Below are 25,896 nucleotides of genomic sequence, written 5' to 3' on the forward strand. Positions count from 1 at the left end.
AGCTGGCTGAATGTCGAAAACGCGATTGACAGAGACAGGTCGACCCCTTAGATGGGTCCTCGTCGCCCAGATGGCGGAATTGGTAGACGCACCAGCTTCAGGTGCTGGCGCTCGCAAGGGCGTGGAGGTTCGAGTCCTCTTCTGGGCACCATTTCCAAGTCTTCAGACCACTACCAAGGTCCAGAAGCACCCCAAAAAGCCCGCGCAAGCGGGCTTTTTTGTTTCTGGATTGTCGTCCCGACAGGATCAAGCTTCAAGCCGGTTAATCCGACCAACAGATTTGGCAGTCGATGCAGTTTTCTCCCTCAGAACGCGACGCTTTCTTCGAATTGCTGAAATGGCGGCGCGATGTCCGTCACTTCAGCGATAGAGCCATAGACGGCGGAATCATCGATGCTTTGCACGAAGCGATGGATTATGCTCCCTCCGTCGGCAATGCCCGCCCCTGGCGCGTGATTTCAGTTGAAACTGCTGCAATACGTGCAGCGGTGCACGACAACTTTCTGGAAGCCAACCGGTCGGCCGCACAAATCTATGAAGGGGCGCGCGCGGAGCATTACCGCGATTTGAAACTGGAAGGCATCCGCGTTGCTCCAGTGCAGCTTGCCATTTTTACCGAGACTGCGCCCGTCGAAGGGCAAGGCCTCGGCAGACAATCCATGGCCAATACCCTGGAGCACAGCACGGCAATGGCGGTCCAGAATCTCAATCTGGCGGCAAGATCGTTCGGGCTTGGCGTCGGTATGGTTTCCATTCTCGGTCCACATGCAATGGAAACGCTTTTCAAGACTCCGCCCAGCTGGCGCTTCAGCCTCTATCTGTGCATCGGCTGGCCACTGGCTGATGACGACACACCCCTGCTGCACCGAAACGGCTGGCAGAAAAACAAAGCGACGATCTGGCATCGTTCCTAGAGCGCAAGAGACGCAAGGCGGCAGAAATACCTCCTGACAGCCCGCATCTATCCTGATCCACCCCTACCTTGTAAGGTAGGCCCCGCGTGGCGGGCTTTCTGGGAGGAAAATCATGCGACGGATCATTGTTGGAACGTTTCTGAGCCTCGACGGCGTGATGCAGGCGCCAGGTGGGCCGGAGGAAGATCGTACCGGCCAATTCGAATATGGCGGCTGGACAGTGCCCTATTGGGACGATGTGGTTGCCGGAGCCATGGGTGAAAGCTTTTCCAAGCCGTTCGACCTGCTTTTGGGCAGACGCACCTACGATATTTTTGCTGCCCACTGGCCGCATCAGGTAACAGACCCCAACGACCCCGGCTTCGTATCCGGCGAAGGCGAGATCGCCAAAATGTTCAATGATGTAACGAAATATGTCGCGACGCACAGGCCGGAAAGCCTGAACTGGCAGAACAGTGAACTGCTGGGCGACGATATCATCGCCTCATTGAGAGCCATCAAGGCCACCGAAGGCCCTGACCTGTCAGTCTCGGGCAGCAGCGAACTGGTCCATCAGTTACTTGCCAGCGATCTGGTCGATGAGTTGCGGCTGTTGATCTATCCGGTCATCCTTGGCAAAGGTAAGCGTCTCTTCGACGGGCAATCCGTGCCATCAGCCTTCAAGCTGGTCAGCTCCACCACATCGCCCAGCGGCGTCATCATTGCCAATTATCAGCGTTCAGGCGAACTCAAGACCGGATCTTTTGCGATGGACCACCCATCGGAAGAAGAAATCGAGCGACGTAAGAACCTTTCCTGATTCCAGCCGGGCTTCCCGAACCATTGGAGTAGAGAACCCGCCCCTTCGGCAAGGCTTTGTCAACAGCCCTATGAATTGTGCCTATTGCGCTGATCTCGCAATTGGCGGCACAATCCGACGTCCTTTGCTCAAATTCATTTGCTTACAAATATAATAACGGGGAGCGAATATGCGCCGTAAAGGCTTGCTGGAATTCGGGAGAAACAGAACGCTTTACGGCCTGTTTCTGTTCTGCGCGATCTGCGCCATTGCGGGCAGTCTCATGGGCTATAGTGGCGAGGATTCCGCTTGGCGCTGGCTGCACTATCTGACCAAGCCAACCGCAACCCTGCTGCTGCTCGCCGCCGTCCTTTGCGCCGAACGCCCCAAATCGAAATCCTATGGCTTTGCCGTCGCCTTTGGCCTGGCTTTTGCAGCACTCGGGGACTTTTTCCTGATGTTGCCCGGCGATTATTTCATGGCGGGCCTGATCTGCTTTCTCATCACCCATTGCGCCTATATCTATGCGCTTTGCCGCCATACGCGCTTTGCCGCGCATAAAGGCGTTTTCGTCCTTTTTGCCATCGCGGCCTTGGCCATCATAGCAGGCCTTTGGTCGTCGCTGCCGACGTCGATGAAAATCCCGGTCGTCATCTATGCCGCAGCGCTCGGCATCATGGCGGCGCAGGCGATGAGCCGCGCGCTCGGCACCGAGCCGGAAACGCCACAGCGCTATGCCGCATGGCTCGCGGCAGCAGGCGGCCTCTTCTTCATGGCAAGCGACACGCTGCTTGCTTATGGACGCTTCAGCCTCGACATTCCGCTGAACGGTCTGTGGGTGCTTGCAACCTATTATGCTGCGCAATTCCTCTTTGCCCGTTCAACGGAGGATTTTGCCTATGGCGACTGAAGAACAGGCATTGCAGCTCTCATTCGAGCGCCTGCGTCACGCATGGCTTGAAGACCGCCCTGCCTATGAGCAGCGTCTGGACGACCTGAAGCGCCTGCGCGAGCGGCTCGAAGCAAGACTGGATGAAATGGCGAAGGCCATCAGCGCGGATTTTGGGAATCGCTCGCTGCACGAAACCCTGCTCGGTGAAGCCAGTGTCGTCTTTTCCGAAATTGATGATGCCCTGCACAATCTCAAGCGCTGGATGAAACCGAAACGCCGTAAGGCAGGCTGGAAAATGTGGCCCGCCAAGGCCGAAATCCGTTATGTTCCGCTCGGCGTGGTGGGGATCATCGCGCCGTGGAATTATCCGGTCAATCTGGCATTGGCGCCGCTTGTCGCGGCAATTGCAGCCGGGAACCACGTTTTCCTGAAACCATCAGAACACACGCCACGCACCGCCGAATTCCTGCAAAGCCTGCTTGCCGATGTGTTCCCGGAGGATCGTGTTACCGTGGCGCTTGGCGATGCTTCCCTGTCAGCACAATTTGCATCGCTGCCATTCGACCATCTCTTTTTCACCGGCTCCACTGCTGTCGGGCGCAAGATCATGGCGGCGGCGGCACCAAACCTGACCCCGGTGACGCTTGAGCTTGGCGGCAAGTCACCTGCCATCGTCAGCGAAAACGCTAATCTCAAACGCGCCGCCCGAGCGATCGCGACGGGAAAATTCTTCAACGCGGGGCAGACCTGCATCGCGCCTGACTATGTTCTGATCCATCACAGCAAGCGCGACGAATTCGTGAACCTTCTGCGTGGCGAAATGCAGGCACGTTACGGCAGCGTATCAGCGGAAAAAGACCGCACGACGATCATCAACGATGCTCAGGAAGCGCGGCTGTCGAAACTCCTGGCCGATGCCGCAAACAGGAGCGAGGCCGTCATTGAGCTTCCGGCAGGTTCCGAACAGCCGCGATCAATGGCGCCTGCGCTCGTGCTGGAACCCGCCACAGACAGCGCGATCATGCAGGAGGAGATTTTCGGTCCACATCTGCCGATCATCAGCTATCGCCTGCTCGACGATGCAATCGGCTTTGTTCTCAAGCTTGACCGTCCGCTGGCGCTTTACTGCTTCAGCGATAACACTGCAGAAATTGAAATGATGCTCATTCGTATCGTTGCGGGTGGCGTCTGCGTCAACGACACGCTTTACCATTTCGCCTGCAGCAGCCTGCCATTCGGCGGGGTGGGTGCAAGCGGTATGGGCCAGTATCATGGCCATGACGGTTTTCTGACCTTTTCCAAGGCAATGCCCGTCCTGACCAAATATGCCCCGGCTCCGAGCGACCTCATCAAGCCGCCCTATACCGGCCTCACTGACAGGCTGATCCGTTTCATTGCAAGATGAGGTTGGGAACTATGCCAACATCCTCCGCGTTCGGATATTGAGATCGCCTGATTGTGTAGGGAATTGCTATTCAAACAGAGATACAATCTGACTATATAAAGACTGATCGCCGGTTCATTTCTCCGGTATAGTCATAGTCTTTCAGAACAGAATACCTGACAGGTGAAAAACGGGTGCTGAAAAAGAAAGAACCAAACCGGATATCGAAGTCCATCCTGACTGCTATCCGGAACAGGCCGGGTTTCAGGCCGCTCAACGCCAATATTACCGGCGGTGATATCGTCATTGCATCCTACAATGTCCACAAATGCATCGGTATCGACAAACAGTTCAACCCGCAACGAACGGCTGAAGTCATCAGTGAAATCGACGCGGATGTGATTGCCCTGCAGGAAGCCGACAGGCGTTTCGGCGAGCGTTCCGGCCTGCTTGATCTCGGCCTGCTTGAGCGCCGCCATGGGCTCGTTCCAGTCCCCATTACCGCGACAATGCCCAAGGGCCACGGCTGGCACGGCAATGTGCTTCTGTTCCGTGAAGGTGTGGTGCGCAATGTGCAGCAGCTCAAGCTTCCCGGTGTCGAACCGCGCGGCGCTCTGGTCGCAGACTTGCAATTTCCGGCAGGGCCTCTCCGGGTGATCGCCGCGCATCTTGGCCTTCTGAAACGCTCCCGTGAGCAGCAGGCCGAAAGTATTCTTACTGCCTTGCAGGAGGCCGATACGGTGCCGACCCTGCTCATCGGCGACCTCAACGAATGGCGCATCGGCAAGCGCTCGTCACTCGCTGCCCTCATGCCGACATTCAACCATGTCGCCACAGCAGTCCCGAGTTTCCCGTCGCGGTTCCCGGTTTTTGCGCTGGATCGCGTGCTCGGAGCACCGCACAATCTGGTCACATCGGTTGAAGTGCACAACACGCCACTGGCGCGCCTGGCATCCGATCACCTGCCCATCAAGGCGCATCTTGACCTCAAATCGGCAACGAACCTGCTGGAAGAATTCAGCCCGGAAATCTTCACGAGCAGGACGGGATAACTCTCAGAGATAGGGCGAACCCAGCCATATAATCCGGTCCAGAAGCCGCTCCAGAAATGGCCTGTTCTTGAGACGCGCAAGATTGACCTCGCGGCTACCCTCGATCACCTTGCCGATGCGTTCTTCCACCTGACGCGCCACGTCGCGGTCGAGAATTTCAAGATCGACCTCGAAATTCAGTCGCAGCGAGCGCGGATCAATATTGGACGATCCGACATAAGACCAAGCACCGTCGATGGTCATCAGTTTCGAATGATTGAAAGCGCCGCCTGCCCGCCAGATGCGGCAACCATCCTTCAACAGCTGGTCGAACTGCGCGCGCATGGCGCGATCCACCAGCTTCAGATTGTTGACGCCCGGCACGACGATATCGACTGACACGCCGCGCCGCGCCGCCGTCACCAGCGCGCTGATCAGTTCACGGTCCGGCAGAAGATAAGGCGTCATGATGAGAATATGCTGCTCGGCAATCGAGAAAGCGCCCATCATCATGCGCTGGTTGGTTTCCACATTCTTGTCGGGGCCTGACCCGACGACACGCACCAGCGTTCCCGTTCCCGGCGGGTTTTCCGGCGGCGCTATCTTCCATGCCTCGCCGGTCAGAAGTTCGCCGGTCGCAAAGCGCCAGTCTTCGGATGCAATATGGAAGAGATCGGCAATCGCCGGGCCTTCAAGCTTGAAATGCGTATCGAAGGCAACCGCTTTGCCCGCGATCGCACGCACGAAACCCGCTCTGATATTCATGCCTCCGGTAAAGGCGATCTTGCCGTCAACAATGAGAATTTTGCGGTGGGTGCGCAGGTTCGCATAAGGCAGGCGCAACCCGATGATGATGTTGCCGTTGAACACATCGACGGCAACACCCTTGTCCTTCAAAAGCTTCACGATGCTCGGAAAGGAATAGCGCGCGCCGACAGCGTCGACCAGCACCCGCACTTCCACACCGCGCTTGACCGCATCACCCAGAGCATCGGCAAATTTTTCGCCAATGGCGTCCCGGTCGAAAATATAGGTTTCCAGCATGATGCTGCGCTCGGCTCTGCTTATCGCGTCGAGCATTGCGGCGTAGGCTTCGTCCCCCGTTTCCAGCATCTCGATGCTGTTGCCGCTGGTGAAATCATAGAGGCTGACGGCATCGCCCAATATCTTCATCGCCCCGAACTGACGTCCGAAGGCGGCGCGCACGAGGTCGTTCGTCGTATCGAAATGCGACAGGTGATAGAGCGCGATCTTGCCCATATTGGCGCGCTGGTGGGTGAGCGTCGACCGCCGGATACGGTTCACGCCCGCAATGGCATAGACCACCGCCCCGACGATGGGCGACAGCACAATCACGCCTACCCAGCCGATGGCCGTGCGTACCTCGTCCTTCGTCATCGTCGCGTGAATGGCGGCAATCGCGCCCAGAACGCCCGACAGAACGAACAGGATATGCGGCCAGTAGTGGGAAACGAGATCGAACATCACATGAACTTTAAGCGGAAAACGACTGCAATAGCAAAGAGATATATTGCGCGGTCGAGCGAACGAACAGAGTAGACAACGATGATCCCACACGCCTCGCACAAAAGCTGGTCAAATCCCGGACATGCCTTATATTGTTCACGAGGCATGACAATTTGAGGGACGTCTCATGGCAACAGCTCATAATGATTTCGACCGCCCGACCTTTCCAAAGGAACTTTCCAGCAAATGGGGGTGGTTCGTCGCCCTTGGGGTCGCACTGCTGATCCTCGGAGGCATCGCCTTCGGCAATCTCGTTCTGGCCACCGTAGTCTCTGTCTACTATGTCGGCCTGATGATGCTGATTGGTGGCGTCATCGAGATCATTCACGCCTTCGGCGTCAAAACATGGGGCAGCTTCTTCTTCTGGCTCCTGAGCGGTCTGCTCTACACGGCAGCCGGTATCGTCGCCTTCATCAATCCGGTGCTGGCGGCTGGTGTGATGACCTTCCTTCTGGCGGCAGCCCTTCTCGGTTCCGGTGCTTTCCGCATCTGGCTAGGCTTCAAATCGAAACCGTCCGCCGGTTGGGGCTGGATCGTCGCAGCCGGTGTCATCACCATGCTGCTCGGTCTTATCATCGCCATGCAATGGCCGGTCAACAGCCTGTTCATTCTTGGTCTTTTCCTGGCGATAGACCTGATCTTTCAGGGCTGGTCCTTTATTGCCTTCGGCCTTGGCATCAAGAGCCGATAAACATCACAGATCACTGGCAAAGCGGCGCGCACTGCGCCGCTTTTTCATTTGAACTCGACCTTTCGGCCAAGTCCTGCTAGATGCTCCCCAACATCTTCGCGGCGCGCTTTCACGCGCAGCCCAACGTTTCGCCATCACGAGTTTCTTCATGCCCGCTGACCATCCCGTTTCCAAGCGCCGCACATTCGCGATCATCGCGCACCCGGACGCCGGTAAGACCACGCTGACCGAAAAGCTGCTGCTGTTCGGCGGCGCCATCCAGCTCGCCGGTGAGGTGAAGGCCAAGAAGGACCGCATCCAGACCCGTTCGGACTGGATGAACATCGAACGCGACCGCGGCATCTCGGTCGTCACCTCGGTGATGACCTTCGAATACAAGGATTGCATCTTCAACCTGCTCGATACACCGGGCCACGAAGACTTTGCGGACGATACCTACCGCACGCTGACTGCCGTGGATTCCGCCGTCATGGTCATTGACGCCGCCAAGGGTATTGAGCCGCGCACGCTGAAGCTGTTCGAAGTCTGTCGTATGCGCGACATTCCCATCGTCACCTTCGTCAACAAGATGGACCGCGAAGCGCGCGACCCGCTCGAAATCCTCGACGAGATCGAAGAAAAGCTGGCGCTCGACACGGCCCCGATCACCTGGCCTATCGGCTCAGGCAAGAGCTTTGCAGGCACCTTCGACCTGCATAACGACACGATGCGTCGTCAGGACAATGAAGAGCAGCCAACCAAGGTCAGCGGCCCGGAAGAAGCCGCCGCACTGCTGCCTGAAAACGAACGCGAGGCATGGCTCGAAGGCGTGGAACTGGCACGCGGCGTCTGCCGTCCGTTCGACCTCGCCTCCTTCCGCGAAGGTCATATGACGCCGGTTTATTTCGGTTCGGCGCTGAAGAATTACGGCGTGCGCGACCTGATCGAAGCTTTCTGCGATTTCGGCCCCTCACCCCGCGACCAGCAGGCCGACACACGCATGGTTGGCTCCACCGAAGACAAGATGACCGGCTTCGTGTTCAAGATTCAGGCCAATATGGACCCGAACCACCGCGACCGCATCGCATTCCTGCGCGTCTGCTCGGGCAAGCTGTCGCGCGGCATGAAGGCAAAGCTGGTGCGCACCGGCAAGCCAATGAGCCTGTCTGCGCCGCAATTCTTCTTCGCACGTTCGCGCCAGATTGCCGACGAAGCCTTTGCGGGCGACGTGGTCGGCATTCCGAACCACGGCACGCTGCGCATCGGCGACACGCTGACCGAGGGTGAAGATATCCTGTTCCGTGGCGTGCCGAACTTCGCGCCGGAAATCCTGCGCCGCGTGCGTCTGGACGACGCCATGAAAGCCAAGAAGCTGCGTGAAGCGCTGCAGCAGATGGCCGAAGAAGGCGTCGTACAGCTCTTCGTGCCTGATGACGGTTCTCCAGCCATTGTCGGCGTCGTCGGCGCTCTTCAGATCGACGTTCTGACCGAACGCCTGAAAGTGGAATATTCGCTGCCGGTCGGCTTTGAAATGTCGCGCTTCTCGGTCTGCCGGTGGATTACGGCAGATGATCCGGCCGAACTCGACCGTTTCATCGCCTCGCATCGTGCCGATATCGCCCATGACCTCGATCACGATCCGGTCTTCCTTGCCCAGAACGGCTTCTCTCTCAATTACGAAGCCGAACGCTGGAAGGATATTCGCTTTGCCACCGTCAAGGACTATCAGGTCCGCGACAAGGCCTGATACGGTAAGGTGATATGACCGATCCTGTTCTGGCTGCTCTCGATTTGCCCGATGCGTTGCTGCATCGGCTTGCCGGTTATAGCAGCCAGCAGGATGAGCTTGGCCGCTCGACCGCCAATGTCCTGCTTCTCGATCATGACGAACACGAACCGCTCGTTCTGAAAATCGAACCGGCCAGCACCGTCAGCGAACTTGCCGATGAAGGCGCCCGGCTCGAATGGCTCGCAACGCAGGGATTGCCTTGCCCCAAGGTCGTCGCTTACGAGACGCAGGCCGACCACCACTTTCTTTTGATGACGCGCCTTGCCGGATCGGACCTCGCCTCATCTGTCGGCACTCTCCCGGCGGACAGCATCGTCTCCATTCTCGCGACAGCCTTGAAGGCGCTGCACAGCGTCGATCCCGCCGCTTGTCCCTTCGACCACCGGCTGGACCGTCGCATTGAAGACGCGCGCAAGCGGGTCGAAGCCGGTGCCGTCGATGAAGATGATTTCGATGACGAGCGCGAAGGCCGCAGCGCCGAAGACCTGTTCACCGAACTTTGCCGCCTGAAACCGTCACAGGAAGATGTGGTCGTGACTCACGGCGATGCTTGCTTGCCAAATTTCATGGCCAGCGAATGTGCATTCACCGGCTTTATCGACTGTGGCAGGCTCGGCCGTGCAGACCGCCATCAGGATCTCGCACTAGCCTGCTGGAGCATTCGCTACAATCTGGGCGACGAATGGGTACAGCCTTTTCTCGACATTTATGGCGGCCCGGCAATCGACGAAACGAAAATTGCCTATTACCGTTTGCTGGACGAGTTTTTCTAAACCGGCATCGCCCAAAAACGCTTAGCCTTTCGTTTCCAAAAGCCGCTCAGCAATCTTCTCCGCCAGTTTTTCAGCCACTTGTTCCTTGCTCATTTCCGGCCATTCCTCGATGCCGGAACGGCTTAGAATGCGGACATGATTGCGGTCGCCGCCCATGACGCTGCTGCCATCCGGCGCATGCGAAACATCGTTGGCGACGATCCAGTCCGCGCCCTTCTTTTCAAGCTTGGCTCTCGCGTTTTCGGCCACGTCCTGCGTTTCTGCTGCAAAGCCGACGACGAGGCCGGGACGCTTGTCGCTATGGCCGACACCGGCCAGAATGTCCGGGTTCTCGACCATGGCAAGCGTCGGCGCGCTTTCACCGGGTTTCTTCTTGATCTTCTGTCCGGCTTCATTGGCCGTGCGCCAGTCGGCAACCGCTGCAACCATAATTGCCGCATCGGCAGGAAGATGCCGCTCCACAGCAGCCTTCATTTCACGCGCCGTCTCGACATGAATGACATCGACGCCTTCGGGGTCAGGAATGGTGACCGGGCCGGACACCAGATGCACCGTCGCACCAAGCCGCGCCAGCGCCGCCGCAATAGCGTGGCCCTGCTTGCCCGACGAACGGTTGGCGATATAGCGCACCGGATCAATTGGCTCGTGCGTCGGGCCGGACGTCATGACAATGGTTTTGCCTGCAAGCGGCTTTGCCTGCGGAGCAAGCAGGTTCTCGATCGCCGCGACAATCGCCAGTGGCTCGCTCATCCGGCCCGTTCCGGCTTCACCGCTTTCCGCCATCTCCCCCCCCTCCGGGCCGATGAAGCGAACGCCGTCTTTTTCGAGCGTCAGACGATTGCGTCTCGTCGCGGGATTGTCCCACATGGCCGGGTTCATGGCAGGCGCAACAAGCACTGGAACTTTGCGAGCAAGCAGCACCGCACTGGCCAGATCATCGGCAAGCCCGTTCGCCATCTTCGCCATCAGGTCAGCGGTCGCGGGCGCGACGACGATCAGGTCCGCATCGCGGGCAAGCCGGATATGCCCGACATCCTGCTCGTCCTCACGCGAGAACAGATCGGTGAAGACATGATCGGCAGAAACGGCGCCAATGGTCAGCGGTGTCACGAATTGCTGCGCTGCAGCCGTCATCAACGGGCGCACATGCGCGCCACGTTCACGCAGACGGCGGATGAGGTCCGGCGTCTTATAGGCGGCAATGCCACCACCGATAATGAGAAGAATGCGCTGCCCGGCCAGCGACGCACCCGCGCCGGGAGACACTGCAACAGCCTGCGGAGCTATATCCTGCCCGGCCAACAGAATGCGCGCTTCCTCTTCCATGGAGCGCCCGTTCTGCGCTGCCCTGATACGCAGCCGTTCCTTGGCGTCATCATCGAGATTACGGATGGTAATGCTGGCCATTTGATTGCACCCGCTCGTTACAAGTGCAATCATTGAAATCACTTTAGCAGGTAGATGTCACCTTAAAAGTGATCCTACAGCCAAATATAAAGCTTAATCGCTATCGCTGCGAGCGAGACCGCAATCACCACCTGCGCGATGCGACCCCAACGTGAGTGGCGCGCTTCAGCCCGGCCGATAGCTTCTGCCGTCGCTTCGTCAAAGCGCAATCCGTTCGCTGCCATATCGTCCAGAGCAACGGAAACACGTTCCACACGCGCAACAAGTTCCGGCGTCTTACGCGTGAAATGCAGCAGCGAATAAGCGCTGTCCTTCGCATCGGCAAGCATACCTTGCGGTCCGAGATTCTTGGCGATCCAGTCGCCCACCACCGGTTCCGCAGCCTTCCACATGTTGAAATGCGGATCGAGCGTACGCGACACCCCTTCCACGACGACCATTGTTTTCTGGAGCATCAGAAGTTCCGGTCGGGTCTCCATATCGAAGAGCTCGGTCACCTCGAACAGCAGTGTCAGAAGCTTGGCCATCGAAATGGTTTCGGCTGGCTGGCCGTGGATCGGTTCGCCAATGGCGCGAATGGCCTGTGCAAAGCTCGCCACATCATGCGTGTGTGGCACGTAACCTGCCTCGAAATGCACTTCCGCCACGCGCATATAATCGCGGGTAATAAAGCCATAGAGAATTTCGGCAAGGAAACGCCGCTGCTGCTTGTTGAGCCGCCCGGTGATGCCGAAATCGACCGCAACGATAATGCCTTGCGGATCGACGAACAGATTGCCCGGATGCATGTCGGCATGGAAAAAGCCATCGCGCAGCGTATGGCGCAGGAAAGACTGGATCAACGTTTCGGCCAGTTTCTTGAGATCAAAACCGGCAGCGGCCAGCGCCGAAATATCCGACATCTTGGTGCCGTCGATCCATTCGAGCGTCAGCACATCGCGACCGGTGCGCTCCCAGTCCACCTGTGGAACGCGGAACCCAGCATCGCCCTTGATATTCTCGGCAATCTCGGACAGCGCTGCCGCTTCAAGACGCAGATCCATCTCGATGCGGGTTGTCTGTTGCAGCGTCTCGACAACCTGAACCGGGCGCAGGCGGCGCGTAAACGGAACATGACGCTCCTGCATGCGCGCGACCATGTAGAAACCTTCAAGGTCGCGGACGAAACGCTGGCGCACGCCCGGACGAATGACCTTGACCGCAACCTTCTGGCGCGTTCCGTCTTTCATGATTTCAGCCGGGTGAACCTGCGCCATCGACGCCGCTGCTATCGGCGCATCGAAATGCAGGTAAAGATCGTCAATCTTGCGGCCAAGCGAACCTTCGATAGCAGCAACTGCGTCGACCTGCGGGAAGAAGTCGAGCCTGTCCTGCAAAAGTTCGAGATCGGCAGCGACATCGCGCCCGACAATATCGGGCCGTGTTGCCAGAAACTGGCCGAGCTTCACATAGGACGGACCAAGCTTGTTCATGGCCCGCGACATACGTTCGGAACGCTGCATGTGGCGTGCGCGCGGACGCGCCAGAAGACCGGCAATCTTGTGTCCGAATGCCGGAAGGCCAGAGAGCCCTTCCACCGGCAAGGCGCTGATAACGCCTTCACGTGTCAAAACCCATCCGGCCCGCATCAGCCGGAAAGCGGCGGATAGATTACTCATGCCCCGATGCCCCGTTCCTGACCCCAACTCACCACAGGCACAATCAAAGCTTCCAGCCGGAATGCAGCGCGGCAATGCCACCAGTGAAATTGCGATAGCTCACGCGCTCGAAACCAGCCTTCTCGATCATCGCGGCAAAATCCTGCTGCTTGGGGAATTTGCGGATTGATTCGACCAGATAGCTGTAAGAATCGGCATCGCCGGTAATCATCTTGCCGATACGCGGAATGGCGTGGAACGACCACTGGTCGTAAACCTTGTCGAGAACCGGCAGTTCAACCTCGGAGAATTCGAGGCAAAGGAAACGACCGCCCGGCTTCAACACGCGATAAGCTTCGGACAGCGCCTTGTCGATATGTGGAACATTGCGAATGCCGAACGAAATCGTGTAAGCATCGAAGCTCGCATCTTCAAATGGCAGCTCTTCGGCACTGGCTTCAACAAATTCGAGATTGTCGGCAAGGCCCTTCTTGATCGCCCGTTCACGACCGACGCCAAGCATCGAGCCGTTGATATCAAGAATGGTGACATGGGCCTGACGACCGGAAGCCTCCACAATGCGGAAAGCAATATCGCCGGTGCCGCCTGCAACGTCGAGCGAGGTCCAGCCGGGGCGCTTCGATGGTGCCAGCCATGCGATCATCGCATCTTTCCAAACGCGGTGCATGCCCGCCGACATGAGATCGTTCATCACGTCGTACTTGCTGGCGACCTTATGGAAAACGTCGTTGACCAGACCCTGCTTTTCGCTTTCGTCAACCGCCTTGAAGCCGAATGAATGCTCCATGCCACCTTGTGCGCCCACGCGGTCCGCATTGCCGTTCTGCTGGCTCATAGCTCATCCTGCTTTTGAATATTAAGACGAAAACGATTTCCGTAATGCATATAAAGCTTGTGCCAGACGATACAAGCAGAGACCGTCCTCCACTACCCCTTTTGTGATCCGGCACTTGTGAACTGTCTTGCGTTAGCGTTTAAAAATGGCCAAAGAGACATAAAACTGTGCGTGTGGGCTCACCATGCGTTTTCTCCGGCGCAAACTGCCGCTAAAGTCAAAAAGATAACAAGAAAAGTGGAAAGATCATGGGCGTTACAGTCGTCAGCCATCCGCTTGTCCAGCACAAGCTCACCATCATGCGCAAGAAGGAAACGTCCACAGCCAGCTTTCGGCGGCTGCTGAAGGAAATATCGCTGTTGCTCTGCTATGAAGTGACACGCGATCTCGAACTGACCACCATGCCGATCGAAACCCCGTTGATGCCAATGGATGCGCCGGTCCTTGAAGGCAAGAAGCTTGTCTTCGCCTCGATCCTCCGCGCAGGCAATGGTCTTCTCGAAGGCATGCTCGATCTGGTGCCCGCCGCGCGCGTCGCCCATATCGGCCTTTATCGTGATCACGATACGCTGCAGCCGGTCGAATATTACTTCAAGGCGCCGGAAGACATCGTCAACCGCCTCATCATCGTGGTCGACCCGATGCTCGCCACCGGACATTCGGCAATTGCAGCCATCGACAAGCTGAAGGAACGCGGCGCGACCAATATCCGCTTCCTCTGTCTGCTGGCTGCACCGGAAGGCATCAAGCGCTTTACCGAAGCTCACCCGGATGTCGACGTGTTCACGGCCTCCATCGACGAACGCCTCGACGAAAAGGGCTATATCGTTCCCGGTCTCGGCGATGCCGGCGACCGTATGTACGGTACGAAGTAAGCATTAACCCGCGCCTGCTAATGTGCCTGGAAACGGGGGCAGCATGGCGCGGGTTTTTACGATCCTTCTGGTATTTGCGGGACTGGCAATTGCCTTCCCGCTTCTGTTTGAAAAATTCGGGCAACAGCCTAAAGCCGGTTCAAACACATCCGCGACAGCTTCGACTGCTCCTTCGCAAAACCCCGCCGCCTATAGCGGACGCCGCACGCAGATCACACCGGACAGTCGTGGCCATTTCATCACGGACATAAAAATTGCCGGGCAATCCCTTCGTGCAATGGTGGACACGGGGGCGAGCGTGGTTGCGATCAACGCAAACGCTGCACGACGCATCGGCCTGTCGCTCAAACCCGATGATTTCAAGTATCGCGTTTCGACCGCCAATGGCGAAACCGTCGCTGCATCCGCCATCCTGCCCAGCATCGAAATCGGGCGTATTCGTGTAGAGGATGTGGAGGCCATGGTTCTGCGCGACGATGCCCTGTCCGATACGCTTCTCGGCATGAGCTTTCTGAAACGTCTGCGTCACTATGAAGTTTCAAACGGCGTACTCGTGCTGACGCAATGATGTGATACCGTACTTCCGATATGGATCGAAAGCGGCTAAACCCCGCTGACCACCGACGCCCAAATACCAATGGAAGCCAGCCATGACACCGGACCAGCGCCTGACCGAGCTCGAAATTCGCGTAGCCGAACAGGAAAAGACAATCGACGAGTTGTCATCCGTTCTGGCCGAACAATGGAAAACCATAGACCGGCTTTCCAAGAAGCTCGGCGCGTTGACCGACCGCTTTCTGGAACTGGAAGAACAGACTGCTCCGGACGTACCGGTCACCAAACCACCGCACTGGTAACACCATGCTTCAGATTACCTCCCTCGCCGACCGCCCCGATCTCGTGCCCATTTGTGCCGCGTGGAACCATGCGGAATGGGGCGAATTTAGCGGCTCCACCCTCGAACAGACCGTCAAGGCTTTTAACGACATCTCCCGCGAAGACGATGGACAGGTGGCGCGAGTTGCCCTCTGGAACGAACAACCCGCCGGTCTTGCCCTTCTGATCCACAACGATCTGGAAACACATCCGCATCTGAAGCCATGGGTGGCAAGTGTGTTCGTCGCGCCTGACTATCGCAGTAAAGGCATTGCCAAAGGTTTGGTTGGCGCCATTGAGGATGCCGCGCGGGAACTCGGCTATGCGGAAGCTTATCTTTACACAGACAAGCCCGACCTTTACCGCCAGATCGGCTGGAGCGATTTCGAGCATCTGGAAGGCGACTATGCCGGGATGCTGATCATGAAAAAGAAAATCGCGCGGTAAGGACCGCGCGATCTGTTGATTACAGCCCGCTTATTGTGCCAGCGGGATCGGGCAGCTCACGCCAGTGCCGCGCAATCCGCAATAACCGTTCGGGTTCTTCGCCAGATATTGCTGGTGATAATCCTCGGCATAATAGAGCTCCGGCGCATCCTCGATTTCCGTGGTGATCGGACCGAGACCACGACCGGCAAGCGCCTGCGAATAGGCTTCCCGGCTCTTTTCCGCCACATCACGATCTGTCTTGTCGAAAGTATAGATGACTGAACGATAGGTCGTACCGATATCGTTGCCCTGCCGCATGCCCTGCGTCGGATCATGCTCCTCCCAGAAAAGGGTCAGCAGCTCGTCAAGGCTCACCACCTTCGGATCGTAAACGACCAGCACAACTTCCGCATGGCCGGTCAGCCCCGTGCAGGTTTCCTCATAGGTGGGGTTGGGTGTGACCCCGCCCGCATAACCGACAGCCGTTACATATACGCCTGGCACCTGCCAGAACAGGCGCTCGGCACCCCAGAAGCATCCCATTCCGAACAGAACCTGCTTATAGCCTTCCGGCCATGGTCCTTTCAGCGGACGACCATTGACGAAGTGGGTCGTAGATGTCGGGATCGGTTGCGCGCGTCCCGGCAAAGCTTCATCCGTCGAAGGCATCTGCGTCTTCTTGCGATAGCTGTCCAAGAAACTCATGGTATCCACCTCCTGATTATCGAGCGGTGAAGCGTCCCAGAGGGCGCTCCCGACGATGACCGATTGCATAGAATAAAAGGGCGAGAATGCCGAAAAGAAGCCAACCCGGTCGCTCAAGCAAAGGGATGCAGACGGCATTCCAGACTCCTGCCCCTATATAGTGTGTCACGAACGTTTCTGCATCGGCCAATGTCTCGGGCGCGTTGCGCGACCACATGGAAAAAAGCGGCTTCGCTATGAACTGCGACGCGCCGACGGAACGCGCGCCATCAAGGACCGCGAAAATCACCGCCAAAGCCAGAAAAACAACCGCAAAACTACGCAATACAAATCGGATCACGATTCTCTGCCCCGGATTTCCTACCTTGATTTCGACGCCGGTTTTCTGACCGGTCTCCCGAAGATTTGTCTTTTTGATGTTGCTAAAGCATAGCACACAGAACCCGTCAGGCTCAAAGCCAAGCTGGAACACTATTGCACGATTAAAATAAAATATAATAATTTCAGACAGTTATCTCGTTGATATCGCTCTTTGCACAGGCTCTGCGATTTAGACGCAAAAACTTGCAAATAGCTGTTGAACATATGCATTTTCTGGCTATATTCGCGCCGCACCCGCTAGTTGGCGATTAACCAGCGCCTGTTTCGAAAAGCGGTGTCACGTTTGCAGTCAGTTTTCACCGTGAGACACGGTTTCCCGACAGCAAGGCAGACGGAGAGGTGGCCGAGTGGTTGAAGGCGCACGCCTGGAACGCGTGTATACGGGAAACCGTATCGAGGGTTCGAATCCCTCTCTCTCCGCCATCGATTTCTCATAACGTATTGAAATAACTGCATAATATCTATCGATCGTACATTTGATCCTAGCGTTGATCCTAGCAGCGATACTTGGCTGAGCTTTCACAACGCTTCCTGTGCGTCACATCACCGCAAATGAAAAACCCCACGAGCGCGGTTGAACTCGTGGGGCTTCTCAAGGCAATCCGGTCATGCGGGTGTCCCAGATCGCAATTAACGCCGTGCGGGCGAAGATGATGAGAAAACTCCCGCACGGCTTTCGTCACTCAGAATGCGGATTGTGCCAACTCAGAAGCAATCACCGCATCGGACGATCTATAAAACTCTGGCCGTCCGGCCTGCTAGAGCAAGACGGCCTCGCCTGACGACTAGGGGACTAAGCCGCTGACGCCGTGCGATCTTCCGCACTATGGGGATTATTGGTTTCCATCGCTTACTTGACCGGCAAGGAATGCATGTGCCTTCGCCTTCACGGCATGACCTTCATCCGTGGCCGCTGGCTTTTCCGCAATTTCAAGCGCCAGCGCCCGAACAGGCTGCACCACGGCATCAATCGCGGCGGTTTCCGTATCGATGCTGACGCGCTCAGGAATTGCATCCGTCATCGCCTGATAGGTCGCATAGGCTTCATCGAACTTCCTGCCAAGCTCGATCAGGTCACGGTCATTACTCATGCATTGCACCTTGAGGTTTGAACAGCCCGCCTGTTGGGCACAGACCATCAATAACCACGCCGCCGCGCCTCGGCGACAGCCTTCCTGATAAGTCTGATATCATTCCCGGCCCCATGCGCGTTGAGCGATGCAACCACGCCGGGCGAGACGGTTTCAAGATCGCGAATGAATGCACGGGCCGCAGACAGATCGGCGTCTGAAATCCCGGCCTGCTGCACCGCTGACAAACCTTCGTTGAAGCTGGCCTCCCGTTGCTCATGCGTGGGTGGCACCATGCCCGCGCTATGGCGCACGATTTCGAATGCTTCTTTCAGGTCGCTCGCATCAGTGCCAGCGGTGCGCATGTCATCAGCGAGGGCAGATGTTGCATATTTCAATGCATCCGCTCTTTCCTTGTCGCCGTCCTGAATGGCATTCAAAGCATACTGATCAAGCTCACCTTCCATCAGCTTGTCATAGTCGGCCTTGGATGTGTCACCGAACAGCTTTTCAGCAATGTCATCATCACTTTGCCCGGCAGTCTGATCGGGCTTGGCCGCGTCACTGGGGAACACATTGGCCGCATCAGGTTCGGCACGGCGCGTCAGGCGAGCCTCAGCCGCGCCTTTGGCTATACCGTTGAAATCAAGCGAGGCGTCCAGCTTCGGCGCGTCGGATGGGAATAGTACGTGTGCAGGATCGATATCAGCCATTACGCGGCCCTCTTGTCTTTGTGATCATTGAGCAGGAAGCGCCATGCAGCGGCGGCAATCTCCCCTACGTCTCGCTTGTCCGATACGCGCAGGCCGCGAATTTTCACGTCCATGCGGTCGAGTGCGATCTCCGATAGGCCGTTACGCCCGAAGAACCCACCGATTGCGTTATGTTTTGCGGTGACAAGAGAGCGCCGCACTTCGCGCTCAACCGCGTCGATTTCCTCTGACAGCGCGAAGAACTCGGCAATAAGCTTGTCGGCACGGTCAGCCAGATCGACCAACTTTCCGGCTGCAACACGGGCATCATCCATATGCCGCGCCCGGCTTTCGGCGTCGTTCGCGGCGGCGGCTTCGGCCTCACGTTGTGCAGCCGTTATGCGAGCCTGCTCAAGTACAAGCTTGTCTTCATTCGCCCGTTTGACCTCGGCATTCATGCGGGCGAGTTCGGCGCTGGCTTCCTTGTCACCACTAACCGCTTGGAAGGCCAGTTCACGAGCCTTGTTTTCACATTCCGCGACGTGAATGGACAGCGCTTCAAGCTGTCCATTAATCTGTGCAACTGTGGCCATGATTATACACCTCCCTCTGGTTCTTCTTCTGGCGGCGGCGGGAACGCGGCAATCTCCGTTGCGTATCCGCTTGTCACCATCTGTTCCGTGGTGCGGTCACGATCCGGCGATGGGAGCGCCCACGCGCGGCCATAGGCGTAACGAGCATTGTTGAAACGGCCCGAAATCTGCGTGGCGGCGTCCGCCCCCAGAACGGTTGCAATTTCCTTTTCCTTGGCTGTGATCGCAGCAAGGACCGGGCGAAGCTGGTCAGCAAGCGCATCGGCCTGCTGTGCCAGCGTGATCAATTCGGGAATGAGAGTTTCGGGTTCCATACGGAAATCCTTTCATCAAGCTAATGGGTCATAGTCTGCCGCCACGTCCCCGACAGCATCATCGTCGGGCCACGCTGGCAGGATCGGACGATAGGCGGGCACTGGCGACTGAGCAGGCGCGCGCCAGTCTTCGGACGGTGCTGGCGGCTTCTGGCTGTCAGCGGGCCGGTCTGAGGCGTGGCGGGGCTGATCAGCGTTGCCGGGACCGGCATGAGCGACAGGGGCAGGCTTCGGCGCTGGCTCAGGCATGACAGGCGCGGAGGCTGGCCTCATGTCCGATGCTCGGTTGTCAGCGCGCATCAACCTGTCGGCCAGATTGTCAAATCCACCGATTGCCAGTTTGTCATTGTAGAGACTGAGATGACGCGCAAGCTGATCGAGCGCTTTTGACTTGTCAGCCAGCTTTACGGTGAAGTTGCCGTTCCGATCCCATGACCAACCGACGATAGCGCGACGAACATTGTCTGGCAGGCGGCGCACGTCGCCCGGCCCACGCAATCCATAAATCTTGCCGTCATCAGAAACGGAAACGCCGTCCGACAATTCAGTATCGGCCTTGCCAATCTCAAGCATGATCTCGGCGGGGTCGTAAAAGGCCATGACGGAAATTTCAGTCAGAACGCGCTCAGCAGTGAGTTCAAGCTTTTCGGCCCTGTCTCCCATTGCGGCATTGATTGCCGCTGCGATCTCAGGCCGTGCAAGCATCTGCGCAGCCTGTTCCTTCGCGGTCCGCTCGCTATAACCGGCGCGGATTGCGGCCTGAGTGCCGTTCAGATCGACTAGAAATTCAGATACGAAAAGCTCTTGTTTGGGCGTCATAGAAACCAGCGACGTTAAGTTTTGTTAAGTCGCAAGCTATCAGCCGATGGTTTCCGCCCGCTCTGGTTACGGCAAAAAAAGCTGACGAAAATACCGGCGCTGTCGTACAAATGAAGAAATGGAGAATCAGGGGCGGCGAATGTTCACGTGGGGGCAACGAGTGCAGCGCGTATGGCAGCGGGCATCAAGCTTGAGTGCGCGCGATCTATTGTTAATCGCGGTGGCCGCGATGCAAGCGGCAACTCTATATTACGCAGCCAGCGCGGCAGATCGTGCAGAAACAGCATACTATTCAGCATCAGAAGCAGCCAACGAAGCTCGCACATGCGACCGGCTCACATATTCGATGGATGATGTGAAACGTGCCGCAGACGAGGCCGCATCAGCTTGCAAATATCGCTAAACCGAGCGGGGGCAATATATGGGAATTAACAACAGCAGAGAGTTTATCAAAGAGGCCAAAGGGCATCCCGAAAACTTCTATGTCATTCATTATTCCTGCCAAAGCCTGTACGATGACAACGAAGCGCTTTCACCGCGCATCACTTCAATCGGCATCACGCACTACGCAACGGAGCAAACGGTTAGCTTTTCGACCCACTCCATTGCCGAAGAACTCCACATCCCTCGCGAATCTGTTCGTGATCGGTTTGACGAAGTGGAGCTTGAATTGTTGCGAGGATTTTACGCATTCGTGCGTGATCGGCGCGACAAGTACTGGGTTCACTGGAACATGCGAAACCTTACATATGGTTTCGAGCACCTTGAACATCGCTATCGCGTTCTCGGCGGCAACGATGCGCCTGTAATCCCAGTGGAGCGAAGATTAAACTTAAATGACATCTTGGCCGATCATTATGGGAGCGATTATGCGGCCCATCCAAAATTGAAATCATTGATCGAGTTGAACGGCGGCATTCACCGGCATTTCCTGACCGGCGAGGAAGAAGTGCAGGCGTTTCAAAACAATGAATTTATCAGAATGCACAACTCCACACTTTGCAAGGTTGGCTTCCTGCATTCAGTTATTCGCAAACTTTTGAGCGGCAAATTACGCACTGCATCGCGGGGATTTGGTGTGGCTGTAGATCGGCTATTTGAAAGTCGCTCAGCAAAAACAATAGCCTTATTCGGTGCGGCAATAGGAATTCCTGTTGGCCTCTGGCAACTTTACCTATGGGCCATTTAAATCGTCGCAACGATGGGCTGTCACCGGTGCAACCGGTTCATGCGTTTTCCTTAGAGATGGTCTCTAGCGCTGTGAAAAACGCAACGCTAAAGCCCTATTCTAAGTACTAACCGGTTGCAGCGGTTGCAGCGGTGACAGCATTGAAATGAAAGAGGTTTTCGTGCAACCGGTTCGCAACATGAACCAGTTGCACCGGTTGCAATAGGGCTGATTTGCTGCAACCGGTTCGTACTGCAACCGGTTCGTAACCGGTTAGTGCAACCGGTTCGTTGGGTCAAAAAAGCGGGGCATTGCCCCGCCTCGATTGCTTTGATCTAAAAGTCGCCCCATGCTTCCTGTACGTCCCGCGCGGGCTCGCCCGGTCGCCACCACTCAGCTATATGCGGATCGCCGCGCATGTATGCTTTCACATTCCTTCCATCGCGACGAACGCCGCCGTCCTTCTTGTCGAACCCTAAGCCAGCCATTGCCGCTTTCATGCTCGCATGGTGCGACTTCGTGAGCTTGTTGATGCTGTCAGGGCCGTCAATCCCGACAAGCTTCCACACGTCCGAAGCCTCAATCTTGAGGGGCCCTTCTGGAAGTTGTTCATCAAGCATTTCCGCCCATGGTCCGAAGTCGGTCACGGATTGCGTCATCCGGGCGGCGTCAGCCTGTAGCGCCTCATCATCGAGCCACAGGCTTTCATTCGGCTCAGCCGCGAGAGCTTCGGCCCATAGCTGATCGCGTACCGATACAATCCCGGCAGGATCGCAGGCCGCGACGTTGACGATCCACCATCGTCTATTGCCGGTCAAATCGTTCAGGAAGGCGCTTTCGTTCGTGGTACCAATCAGGACGAATTGCCGTGGCCGGGTCACCGCGTATCTGGCGTATGACAGGCGCGCTTTGTCGGAAACCGTGGTGATGAACGACTTGACCGCGTTCGCTTCCCTACGGCTCAGCCCATCAAGCTCCGCAAGCTCAACGATCCAAGCGCCGGTTGAGTTTTCGATTGTCTCTTTCGCATCCGCCCCAACCTTCAATTGGTCCGTAAACCACGCCTCATCACAGCACAGCGCCTTGACTAGCGATGATTTCAGCGCACCTTGCGGCCCCCTCAACACAAGGGCATGATCAAATTTACAACCGGGTTGCATTACACGGCGCACGGCAGCGCATAGGATTTTCCGTGAGAACGCCCGATTAAGGTCCGTATCCTCAGCCCCGGCGTAATCAATCAGCCAGGTATCCAATCGCGGCACACCATCCCATTTCAAACGGGAAAGATAATCCTTCACCGGATGATAGGAGTTGCGCTCTGCAATCAAGCCGATTGCATCCGTTATCTTATCTTTGGCCGGTTCCTTGCCATTCGCCGCATATGACACAGAGAAACGTATCTCGGCCAATCTGTTGTCAGTCATCGGCACTATGTCGCGCGGGCGATGAATTTCGATTTCGCCGGAAAGATCGTTCTGTCTGATCCACCATTTCCGGTCGATGAGGAACGCTTCCAACTCGAAATCAAATTGTTCCATCTTGAGAAGCTGACCGGCCCGAAGCCCATCCTGCTCGCTGCTGGCTGCGTTTCCACCAGCAGAGAGAAACACCGCTTCGACTGCGCAATCTTCGAGCGGTGGCGCTTCACTGAGATAATCGGGCGGCGCACCATATCCATCGGGATCAGGCAACGGCTTGTCATTCGGTGGGAACCAAGGACGGACGGTAGCTTTCATGAACGCGTCAAACTCATCCTTGCCCCAACCATCATCAAACGCGTCGGCACAGTCCCACCCTTTGGGGGGCTTCATGCCAGACTGCCAGTCAGCAAATGTATACGCTGCAACAGTCATGCTCTGCCCTCCAATCCAAAGGACCGCATGGCGTCGGCAATGGCTTCCGGCGTCGGGTTCGGATGAGCGAACGGCATGCGAAACGCTGCCTTCGTGGTCGCTCCAGCCCATCCGCCGTCAGCCCGCCGCCAGTGCGTGAAACCGGCCCGTTCGGCAATTCGCTTTTCGCTTTCGTGTCGAACCGCAACCCCGACATGCTTCGCGCTCTGGACAACATGGCGAGCGACGGCCAAACCGAAGCCCATCTTACGACATGCCGGGTCAGTCCATCCAAACCGCAAGCGGCGCGCATAACCCGGCAGATCAAGGCTGCAAACAGCAATGGCGACGGGATTGTTTTCATCCATGATCGCAAAGATCGGGCATGGCGTCGTGCCAATGACTAGCGCAACGTCCATCGCCTGCCGTGACGTTAGATCGGTTTGAATGGCATCGACGCAAATGTGCGAGTATAAGACGCGTTCCATACGGCCCGTGACGTGGCGAACATCGAAATTGTTGATCATGGCCGACCCTCGTAACGCGGATCGAGCTTAAGAACATAGCCTCGCGGGAAAGCCACCTCGCCGTCACTCGATATACATGTCGAAGCATGGTGGCCCTGCCATGCGCCGTGAATGTGAAGGCGCTGACAGTAGGGGCACTTAAACTGCCAAAGCTGTTCTGAGATGCGTCCGCGAACCTTAATCGGCTCGCAATAGAAGGTGGGTATCGTAACCATTTGCCCTCGCGGGATTGCAAGAGCGGAACAGATGTTGTAAAAATCGCAGCAGCTACGGTGCAATTCGAAGATCAGTCCGCCCGGTTCGTTTCTTATCGAGCCGGGCGTTTTCTTTTCCCGGCATGGCGGACTGTCTCAGGCTGCATACGGCTGACGACTATCGACAAACTCTTGCAGATCAGTTGACCGGATCATCGTGAGGCGACCAACTTTCACCGCCTTCAACTCACCAGAACTGATCAGCGTGTACATCATCGAGCGCTTAATGCCGATTGCGGCCATAGCCTCATTGATCGAGTAAAAGAGCTTTTCCTGTTTTTGCATCGTTCGGAACCTTTCAAAATTTGATCCGAACGAAGGAATAATGCGCGAATGGTTTCCGCCGCCAATTTCCAAAGCGCGCCAATGTTTTTTTGTGTCTTCATAGCGATAAACGCTCGCATCACGACTTCGATGAGCGTTTAAACGCAAGGACATTCTTGCCCTTCGGCTCGCAGTAATTCGCCCATGCTTCCATCATCTTCCGACGCTTTGCGAGCGCATCACCGCGCCGGTAAGCCCGCTCTGTCTCGTCACCGACGACATGGGCGAGCGCCGCTTCTGCAATCTCGCGTGGGAACGTGGAGACCTCGCCAGCCCAATCGCGGAACGATGAACGAAAGCCGTGCACGGTCACGTCAATTTTCATCCGCCGCATGATCATGTCCATCGCCATATTCGACAACGGACGGTCGCGCTTTTGACCCGGAAATACATAGGCGTCTGGTTCGGAGCCGAGCTTTTTCAATTCCTCAAGGATCGCCACGGCGCGCGGGGTCAGTGGTACGCGGTGATCTCGCCCGGCTTTCATGCGAGCGGCCTTCACGGTCCAAACCTGAGCTTTCAGGTCGATTTCGGACCACGTTGCGCCGTAGACCTCACCGGATCGTGCTGCCGTTAGAATGGTGAACTCAAGGGCGCGCGCGGCTGTGGCAGGCCGATCACGCAACCCGGCAAGAAAGGCAGGCACGTCCTCAAAGGGCATGGCCGCGTGGTGGCCGCGTTGAAGCTTTTGGCGCTTTGGCAGGAGATTAGCCAAGTGACCGCGCCACATCGCAGGGTTTTCGCCTGAGCGATGGCCCTTCGCCTTTGCTGCGTTCAGTACCCGCTCAATGCGGCCACGGATGCGCGAAGCGGTTTCTGCTTTCTTCTGCCAGATCGGTTTCAGCACTTCGAGCACGTCAGCCGTGGTGATTTGATCGACCCTCTTGCTACGGAGAGACTTGCAATAGGTGTCGCCGAGCGTCATGCGCCATTGCTCAAGATGCTTCTCATTTCGGAAGCCGCTCGCCAGATCGTCAATGAGATTGTCCGCAAACTCACCGAACAGCGGTACGCCGCTGGCAGTATTGCGGGCCTGCATGGGATCGACGTCCTGAGCTATGGCGGCGCGAGCGTCTGTTGCCTTCTGCCGGGCCTCAGCCAGCGTCACATATTCGTATCGCTGCCCCTTCTCGGTTTTGACAGGCAGAAACGCGCCGAGGCCCATTTCCTTTTGCTTGCCCTGCCAGCGATACATGAACACCCATTGCCGCCGCCCATCAGGCAGAACCTTGAGGTAAAGCCCGCCGCCGTCGCTGTGGCGTCCGGGCTTCGAGAGAGCTTCAACCGCTTTTGCTGAGAACTTGTTGATTGGTTTTGCCATTAGAACGCGCCTTAACTTGATCCTAGCGCTGATCCTAGCAAATGATGTGGGCGTA

At 56.9% G+C, this 25,896-nt stretch carries 28 protein-coding genes and 2 tRNA genes; 15 read left to right on the plus strand and 15 right to left on the minus strand.

Translation table 11 applies throughout. From position 1 onward, the window contains the following. The first annotated feature begins 64 nt into the window (after positions 1–64). The 6 genes from OHI65_RS19300 (at position 65) to OHI65_RS19325 (ending at position 5,020) form a co-directional block, all read left to right on the plus strand. A tRNA-Leu gene (locus OHI65_RS19300) sits at positions 65–151 on the plus strand. A gap of 139 nt (positions 152–290) precedes the next feature. Beyond that, positions 291–914, plus strand: coding sequence for a 5,6-dimethylbenzimidazole synthase (bluB, locus tag OHI65_RS19305; RefSeq protein WP_264358763.1), 624 nt, complete (start codon positions 291–293; stop codon positions 912–914). A gap of 112 nt (positions 915–1,026) precedes the next feature. Continuing rightward, entirely contained in the window at positions 1,027–1,713 is a 687-nt protein-coding gene (locus OHI65_RS19310) for a dihydrofolate reductase family protein (protein ID WP_040129111.1), read from the plus strand. Positions 1,714–1,882: 169 nt separating this feature from the next. Next, the gene (locus OHI65_RS19315) at positions 1,883–2,602 is read left to right on the plus strand and encodes a lysoplasmalogenase (RefSeq protein ID WP_125299970.1); all 720 of its coding nucleotides are present in this window, start codon (positions 1,883–1,885) and stop codon (positions 2,600–2,602) included. After that, complete coding sequence (locus tag OHI65_RS19320) at positions 2,592–3,989, plus strand: coniferyl aldehyde dehydrogenase (protein WP_125299969.1); 1,398 nt, start codon at positions 2,592–2,594, stop codon at positions 3,987–3,989. Before OHI65_RS19315 ends, OHI65_RS19320 begins: the two co-directional genes overlap by 11 nt. Positions 3,990–4,162: 173 nt before the next feature. Then, positions 4,163–5,020, plus strand: a complete 858-nt coding sequence (locus tag OHI65_RS19325; RefSeq protein ID WP_010659390.1) for an endonuclease/exonuclease/phosphatase family protein — start codon at positions 4,163–4,165, stop codon at positions 5,018–5,020. A gap of 3 nt (positions 5,021–5,023) precedes the next feature. Here OHI65_RS19325 and cls read toward each other — a convergent pair whose 3' ends face one another. Next, entirely contained in the window at positions 5,024–6,484 is a 1,461-nt protein-coding gene (gene cls / locus OHI65_RS19330; RefSeq protein WP_010659389.1) for a cardiolipin synthase, read from the minus strand. A 169-nt stretch (positions 6,485–6,653) separates the two neighbouring features. Here cls and OHI65_RS19335 point away from each other — a divergent pair, with 169 nt between their 5' ends. The 3 genes from OHI65_RS19335 (at position 6,654) to OHI65_RS19345 (ending at position 9,758) form a co-directional block, all read left to right on the plus strand. Further along, the gene (locus OHI65_RS19335) at positions 6,654–7,217 is read left to right on the plus strand and encodes an HdeD family acid-resistance protein (protein ID WP_010659388.1); all 564 of its coding nucleotides are present in this window, start codon (positions 6,654–6,656) and stop codon (positions 7,215–7,217) included. A gap of 148 nt (positions 7,218–7,365) precedes the next feature. Next, the gene (locus OHI65_RS19340) at positions 7,366–8,943 is read left to right on the plus strand and encodes a peptide chain release factor 3 (RefSeq protein WP_010659387.1); all 1,578 of its coding nucleotides are present in this window, start codon (positions 7,366–7,368) and stop codon (positions 8,941–8,943) included. Between the two features lie 14 nt (positions 8,944–8,957). After that, positions 8,958–9,758, plus strand: coding sequence for an APH(3')-II family aminoglycoside O-phosphotransferase (locus tag OHI65_RS19345; RefSeq protein WP_125299968.1), 801 nt, complete (start codon positions 8,958–8,960; stop codon positions 9,756–9,758). A gap of 21 nt (positions 9,759–9,779) precedes the next feature. On the opposite strand, the gene coaBC is transcribed toward OHI65_RS19345, so the two are convergent. The 3 genes from coaBC to ubiE all read right to left on the minus strand — a co-directional run bounded on the left by coaBC (position 9,780) and on the right by ubiE (position 13,658). Continuing rightward, positions 9,780–11,165 carry a bifunctional phosphopantothenoylcysteine decarboxylase/phosphopantothenate--cysteine ligase CoaBC gene (gene coaBC / locus OHI65_RS19350; RefSeq protein WP_235824391.1) on the minus strand — a complete coding sequence of 462 codons (1,386 nt, stop codon included), beginning with the start codon at positions 11,163–11,165 and terminating at the stop codon, positions 9,780–9,782. 74 nt (positions 11,166–11,239) lie between these two features. Continuing rightward, a complete protein-coding gene (ubiB, locus tag OHI65_RS19355; protein WP_029929369.1) occupies positions 11,240–12,823 on the minus strand; it encodes a 2-polyprenylphenol 6-hydroxylase in 1,584 nt (527 codons plus the stop codon). A gap of 43 nt (positions 12,824–12,866) precedes the next feature. Continuing rightward, a complete protein-coding gene (gene ubiE / locus OHI65_RS19360; protein ID WP_010659383.1) occupies positions 12,867–13,658 on the minus strand; it encodes a bifunctional demethylmenaquinone methyltransferase/2-methoxy-6-polyprenyl-1,4-benzoquinol methylase UbiE in 792 nt (263 codons plus the stop codon). A 248-nt stretch (positions 13,659–13,906) separates the two neighbouring features. Between ubiE and upp the strand changes: the two genes are divergently transcribed. From upp to OHI65_RS19380, 4 genes are all read left to right on the plus strand, one after another. Beyond that, positions 13,907–14,533, plus strand: a complete 627-nt coding sequence (gene upp, locus OHI65_RS19365; RefSeq protein WP_006467614.1) for a uracil phosphoribosyltransferase — start codon at positions 13,907–13,909, stop codon at positions 14,531–14,533. Positions 14,534–14,576: 43 nt separating this feature from the next. After that, positions 14,577–15,101 carry a TIGR02281 family clan AA aspartic protease gene (locus OHI65_RS19370; RefSeq protein WP_125299967.1) on the plus strand — a complete coding sequence of 175 codons (525 nt, stop codon included), beginning with the start codon at positions 14,577–14,579 and terminating at the stop codon, positions 15,099–15,101. Positions 15,102–15,183: 82 nt separating this feature from the next. After that, complete coding sequence (locus OHI65_RS19375; RefSeq protein WP_010659381.1) at positions 15,184–15,390, plus strand: SlyX family protein; 207 nt, start codon at positions 15,184–15,186, stop codon at positions 15,388–15,390. A gap of 4 nt (positions 15,391–15,394) precedes the next feature. Next, entirely contained in the window at positions 15,395–15,856 is a 462-nt protein-coding gene (locus OHI65_RS19380) for a GNAT family N-acetyltransferase (RefSeq protein ID WP_125299966.1), read from the plus strand. A 30-nt stretch (positions 15,857–15,886) separates the two neighbouring features. On the opposite strand, the gene msrA is transcribed toward OHI65_RS19380, so the two are convergent. Next, the gene (msrA, locus tag OHI65_RS19385) at positions 15,887–16,543 is read right to left on the minus strand and encodes a peptide-methionine (S)-S-oxide reductase MsrA (protein ID WP_012091416.1); all 657 of its coding nucleotides are present in this window, start codon (positions 16,541–16,543) and stop codon (positions 15,887–15,889) included. A gap of 16 nt (positions 16,544–16,559) precedes the next feature. Further along, positions 16,560–16,883, minus strand: a complete 324-nt coding sequence (locus OHI65_RS19390; RefSeq protein WP_012091415.1) for a hypothetical protein — start codon at positions 16,881–16,883, stop codon at positions 16,560–16,562. Between the two features lie 374 nt (positions 16,884–17,257). On the opposite strand from OHI65_RS19390, the gene OHI65_RS19395 reads away from it, so the two are divergent. Next, positions 17,258–17,347 (plus strand) — tRNA-Ser (locus OHI65_RS19395). Between the two features lie 410 nt (positions 17,348–17,757). Here the strand turns inward: OHI65_RS19395 and OHI65_RS19400 are convergent. The 5 genes from OHI65_RS19400 to OHI65_RS19420 are packed head-to-tail and all read right to left on the minus strand — an operon-like array spanning position 17,758 to position 20,412. After that, positions 17,758–18,015 carry a hypothetical protein gene (locus OHI65_RS19400; RefSeq protein WP_264358764.1) on the minus strand — a complete coding sequence of 86 codons (258 nt, stop codon included), beginning with the start codon at positions 18,013–18,015 and terminating at the stop codon, positions 17,758–17,760. Positions 18,016–18,062: 47 nt separating this feature from the next. Further along, positions 18,063–18,707, minus strand: coding sequence for a hypothetical protein (locus OHI65_RS19405; RefSeq protein ID WP_264358765.1), 645 nt, complete (start codon positions 18,705–18,707; stop codon positions 18,063–18,065). Continuing rightward, on the minus strand, positions 18,707–19,279 hold the full coding sequence (locus OHI65_RS19410; protein ID WP_264358766.1) for a hypothetical protein: 573 nt from the start codon (positions 19,277–19,279) through the stop codon (positions 18,707–18,709). Before OHI65_RS19410 ends, OHI65_RS19405 begins: the two co-directional genes overlap by 1 nt. 2 nt (positions 19,280–19,281) lie before the next feature. Continuing rightward, a complete protein-coding gene (locus OHI65_RS19415; protein ID WP_264358767.1) occupies positions 19,282–19,593 on the minus strand; it encodes a hypothetical protein in 312 nt (103 codons plus the stop codon). Positions 19,594–19,608: 15 nt separating this feature from the next. Beyond that, positions 19,609–20,412, minus strand: a complete 804-nt coding sequence (locus OHI65_RS19420; protein WP_264358768.1) for a terminase small subunit — start codon at positions 20,410–20,412, stop codon at positions 19,609–19,611. A 421-nt stretch (positions 20,413–20,833) separates the two neighbouring features. Here OHI65_RS19420 and OHI65_RS19425 point away from each other — a divergent pair, with 421 nt between their 5' ends. Beyond that, complete coding sequence (locus OHI65_RS19425) at positions 20,834–21,601, plus strand: hypothetical protein (RefSeq protein WP_264358769.1); 768 nt, start codon at positions 20,834–20,836, stop codon at positions 21,599–21,601. A gap of 314 nt (positions 21,602–21,915) precedes the next feature. Here OHI65_RS19425 and OHI65_RS19430 read toward each other — a convergent pair whose 3' ends face one another. From OHI65_RS19430 to OHI65_RS19445, 4 genes are all read right to left on the minus strand, one after another. Next, positions 21,916–23,436 carry a virulence-associated E family protein gene (locus OHI65_RS19430; RefSeq protein WP_264358770.1) on the minus strand — a complete coding sequence of 507 codons (1,521 nt, stop codon included), beginning with the start codon at positions 23,434–23,436 and terminating at the stop codon, positions 21,916–21,918. Continuing rightward, positions 23,433–23,942 carry a hypothetical protein gene (locus OHI65_RS19435; protein WP_264358771.1) on the minus strand — a complete coding sequence of 170 codons (510 nt, stop codon included), beginning with the start codon at positions 23,940–23,942 and terminating at the stop codon, positions 23,433–23,435. Before OHI65_RS19435 ends, OHI65_RS19430 begins: the two co-directional genes overlap by 4 nt. Positions 23,943–24,292: 350 nt before the next feature. Next, positions 24,293–24,634, minus strand: coding sequence for a helix-turn-helix domain-containing protein (locus OHI65_RS19440; protein WP_264358772.1), 342 nt, complete (start codon positions 24,632–24,634; stop codon positions 24,293–24,295). After that, positions 24,600–25,841, minus strand: a complete 1,242-nt coding sequence (locus OHI65_RS19445; RefSeq protein WP_264358773.1) for a tyrosine-type recombinase/integrase — start codon at positions 25,839–25,841, stop codon at positions 24,600–24,602. Before OHI65_RS19445 ends, OHI65_RS19440 begins: the two co-directional genes overlap by 35 nt. Positions 25,842–25,896: the final 55 nt, after the last annotated feature.

Source organism: Brucella sp. MAB-22, from assembly GCF_025908475.1.
Classification (GTDB): domain Bacteria; phylum Pseudomonadota; class Alphaproteobacteria; order Rhizobiales; family Rhizobiaceae; genus Brucella; species Brucella anthropi.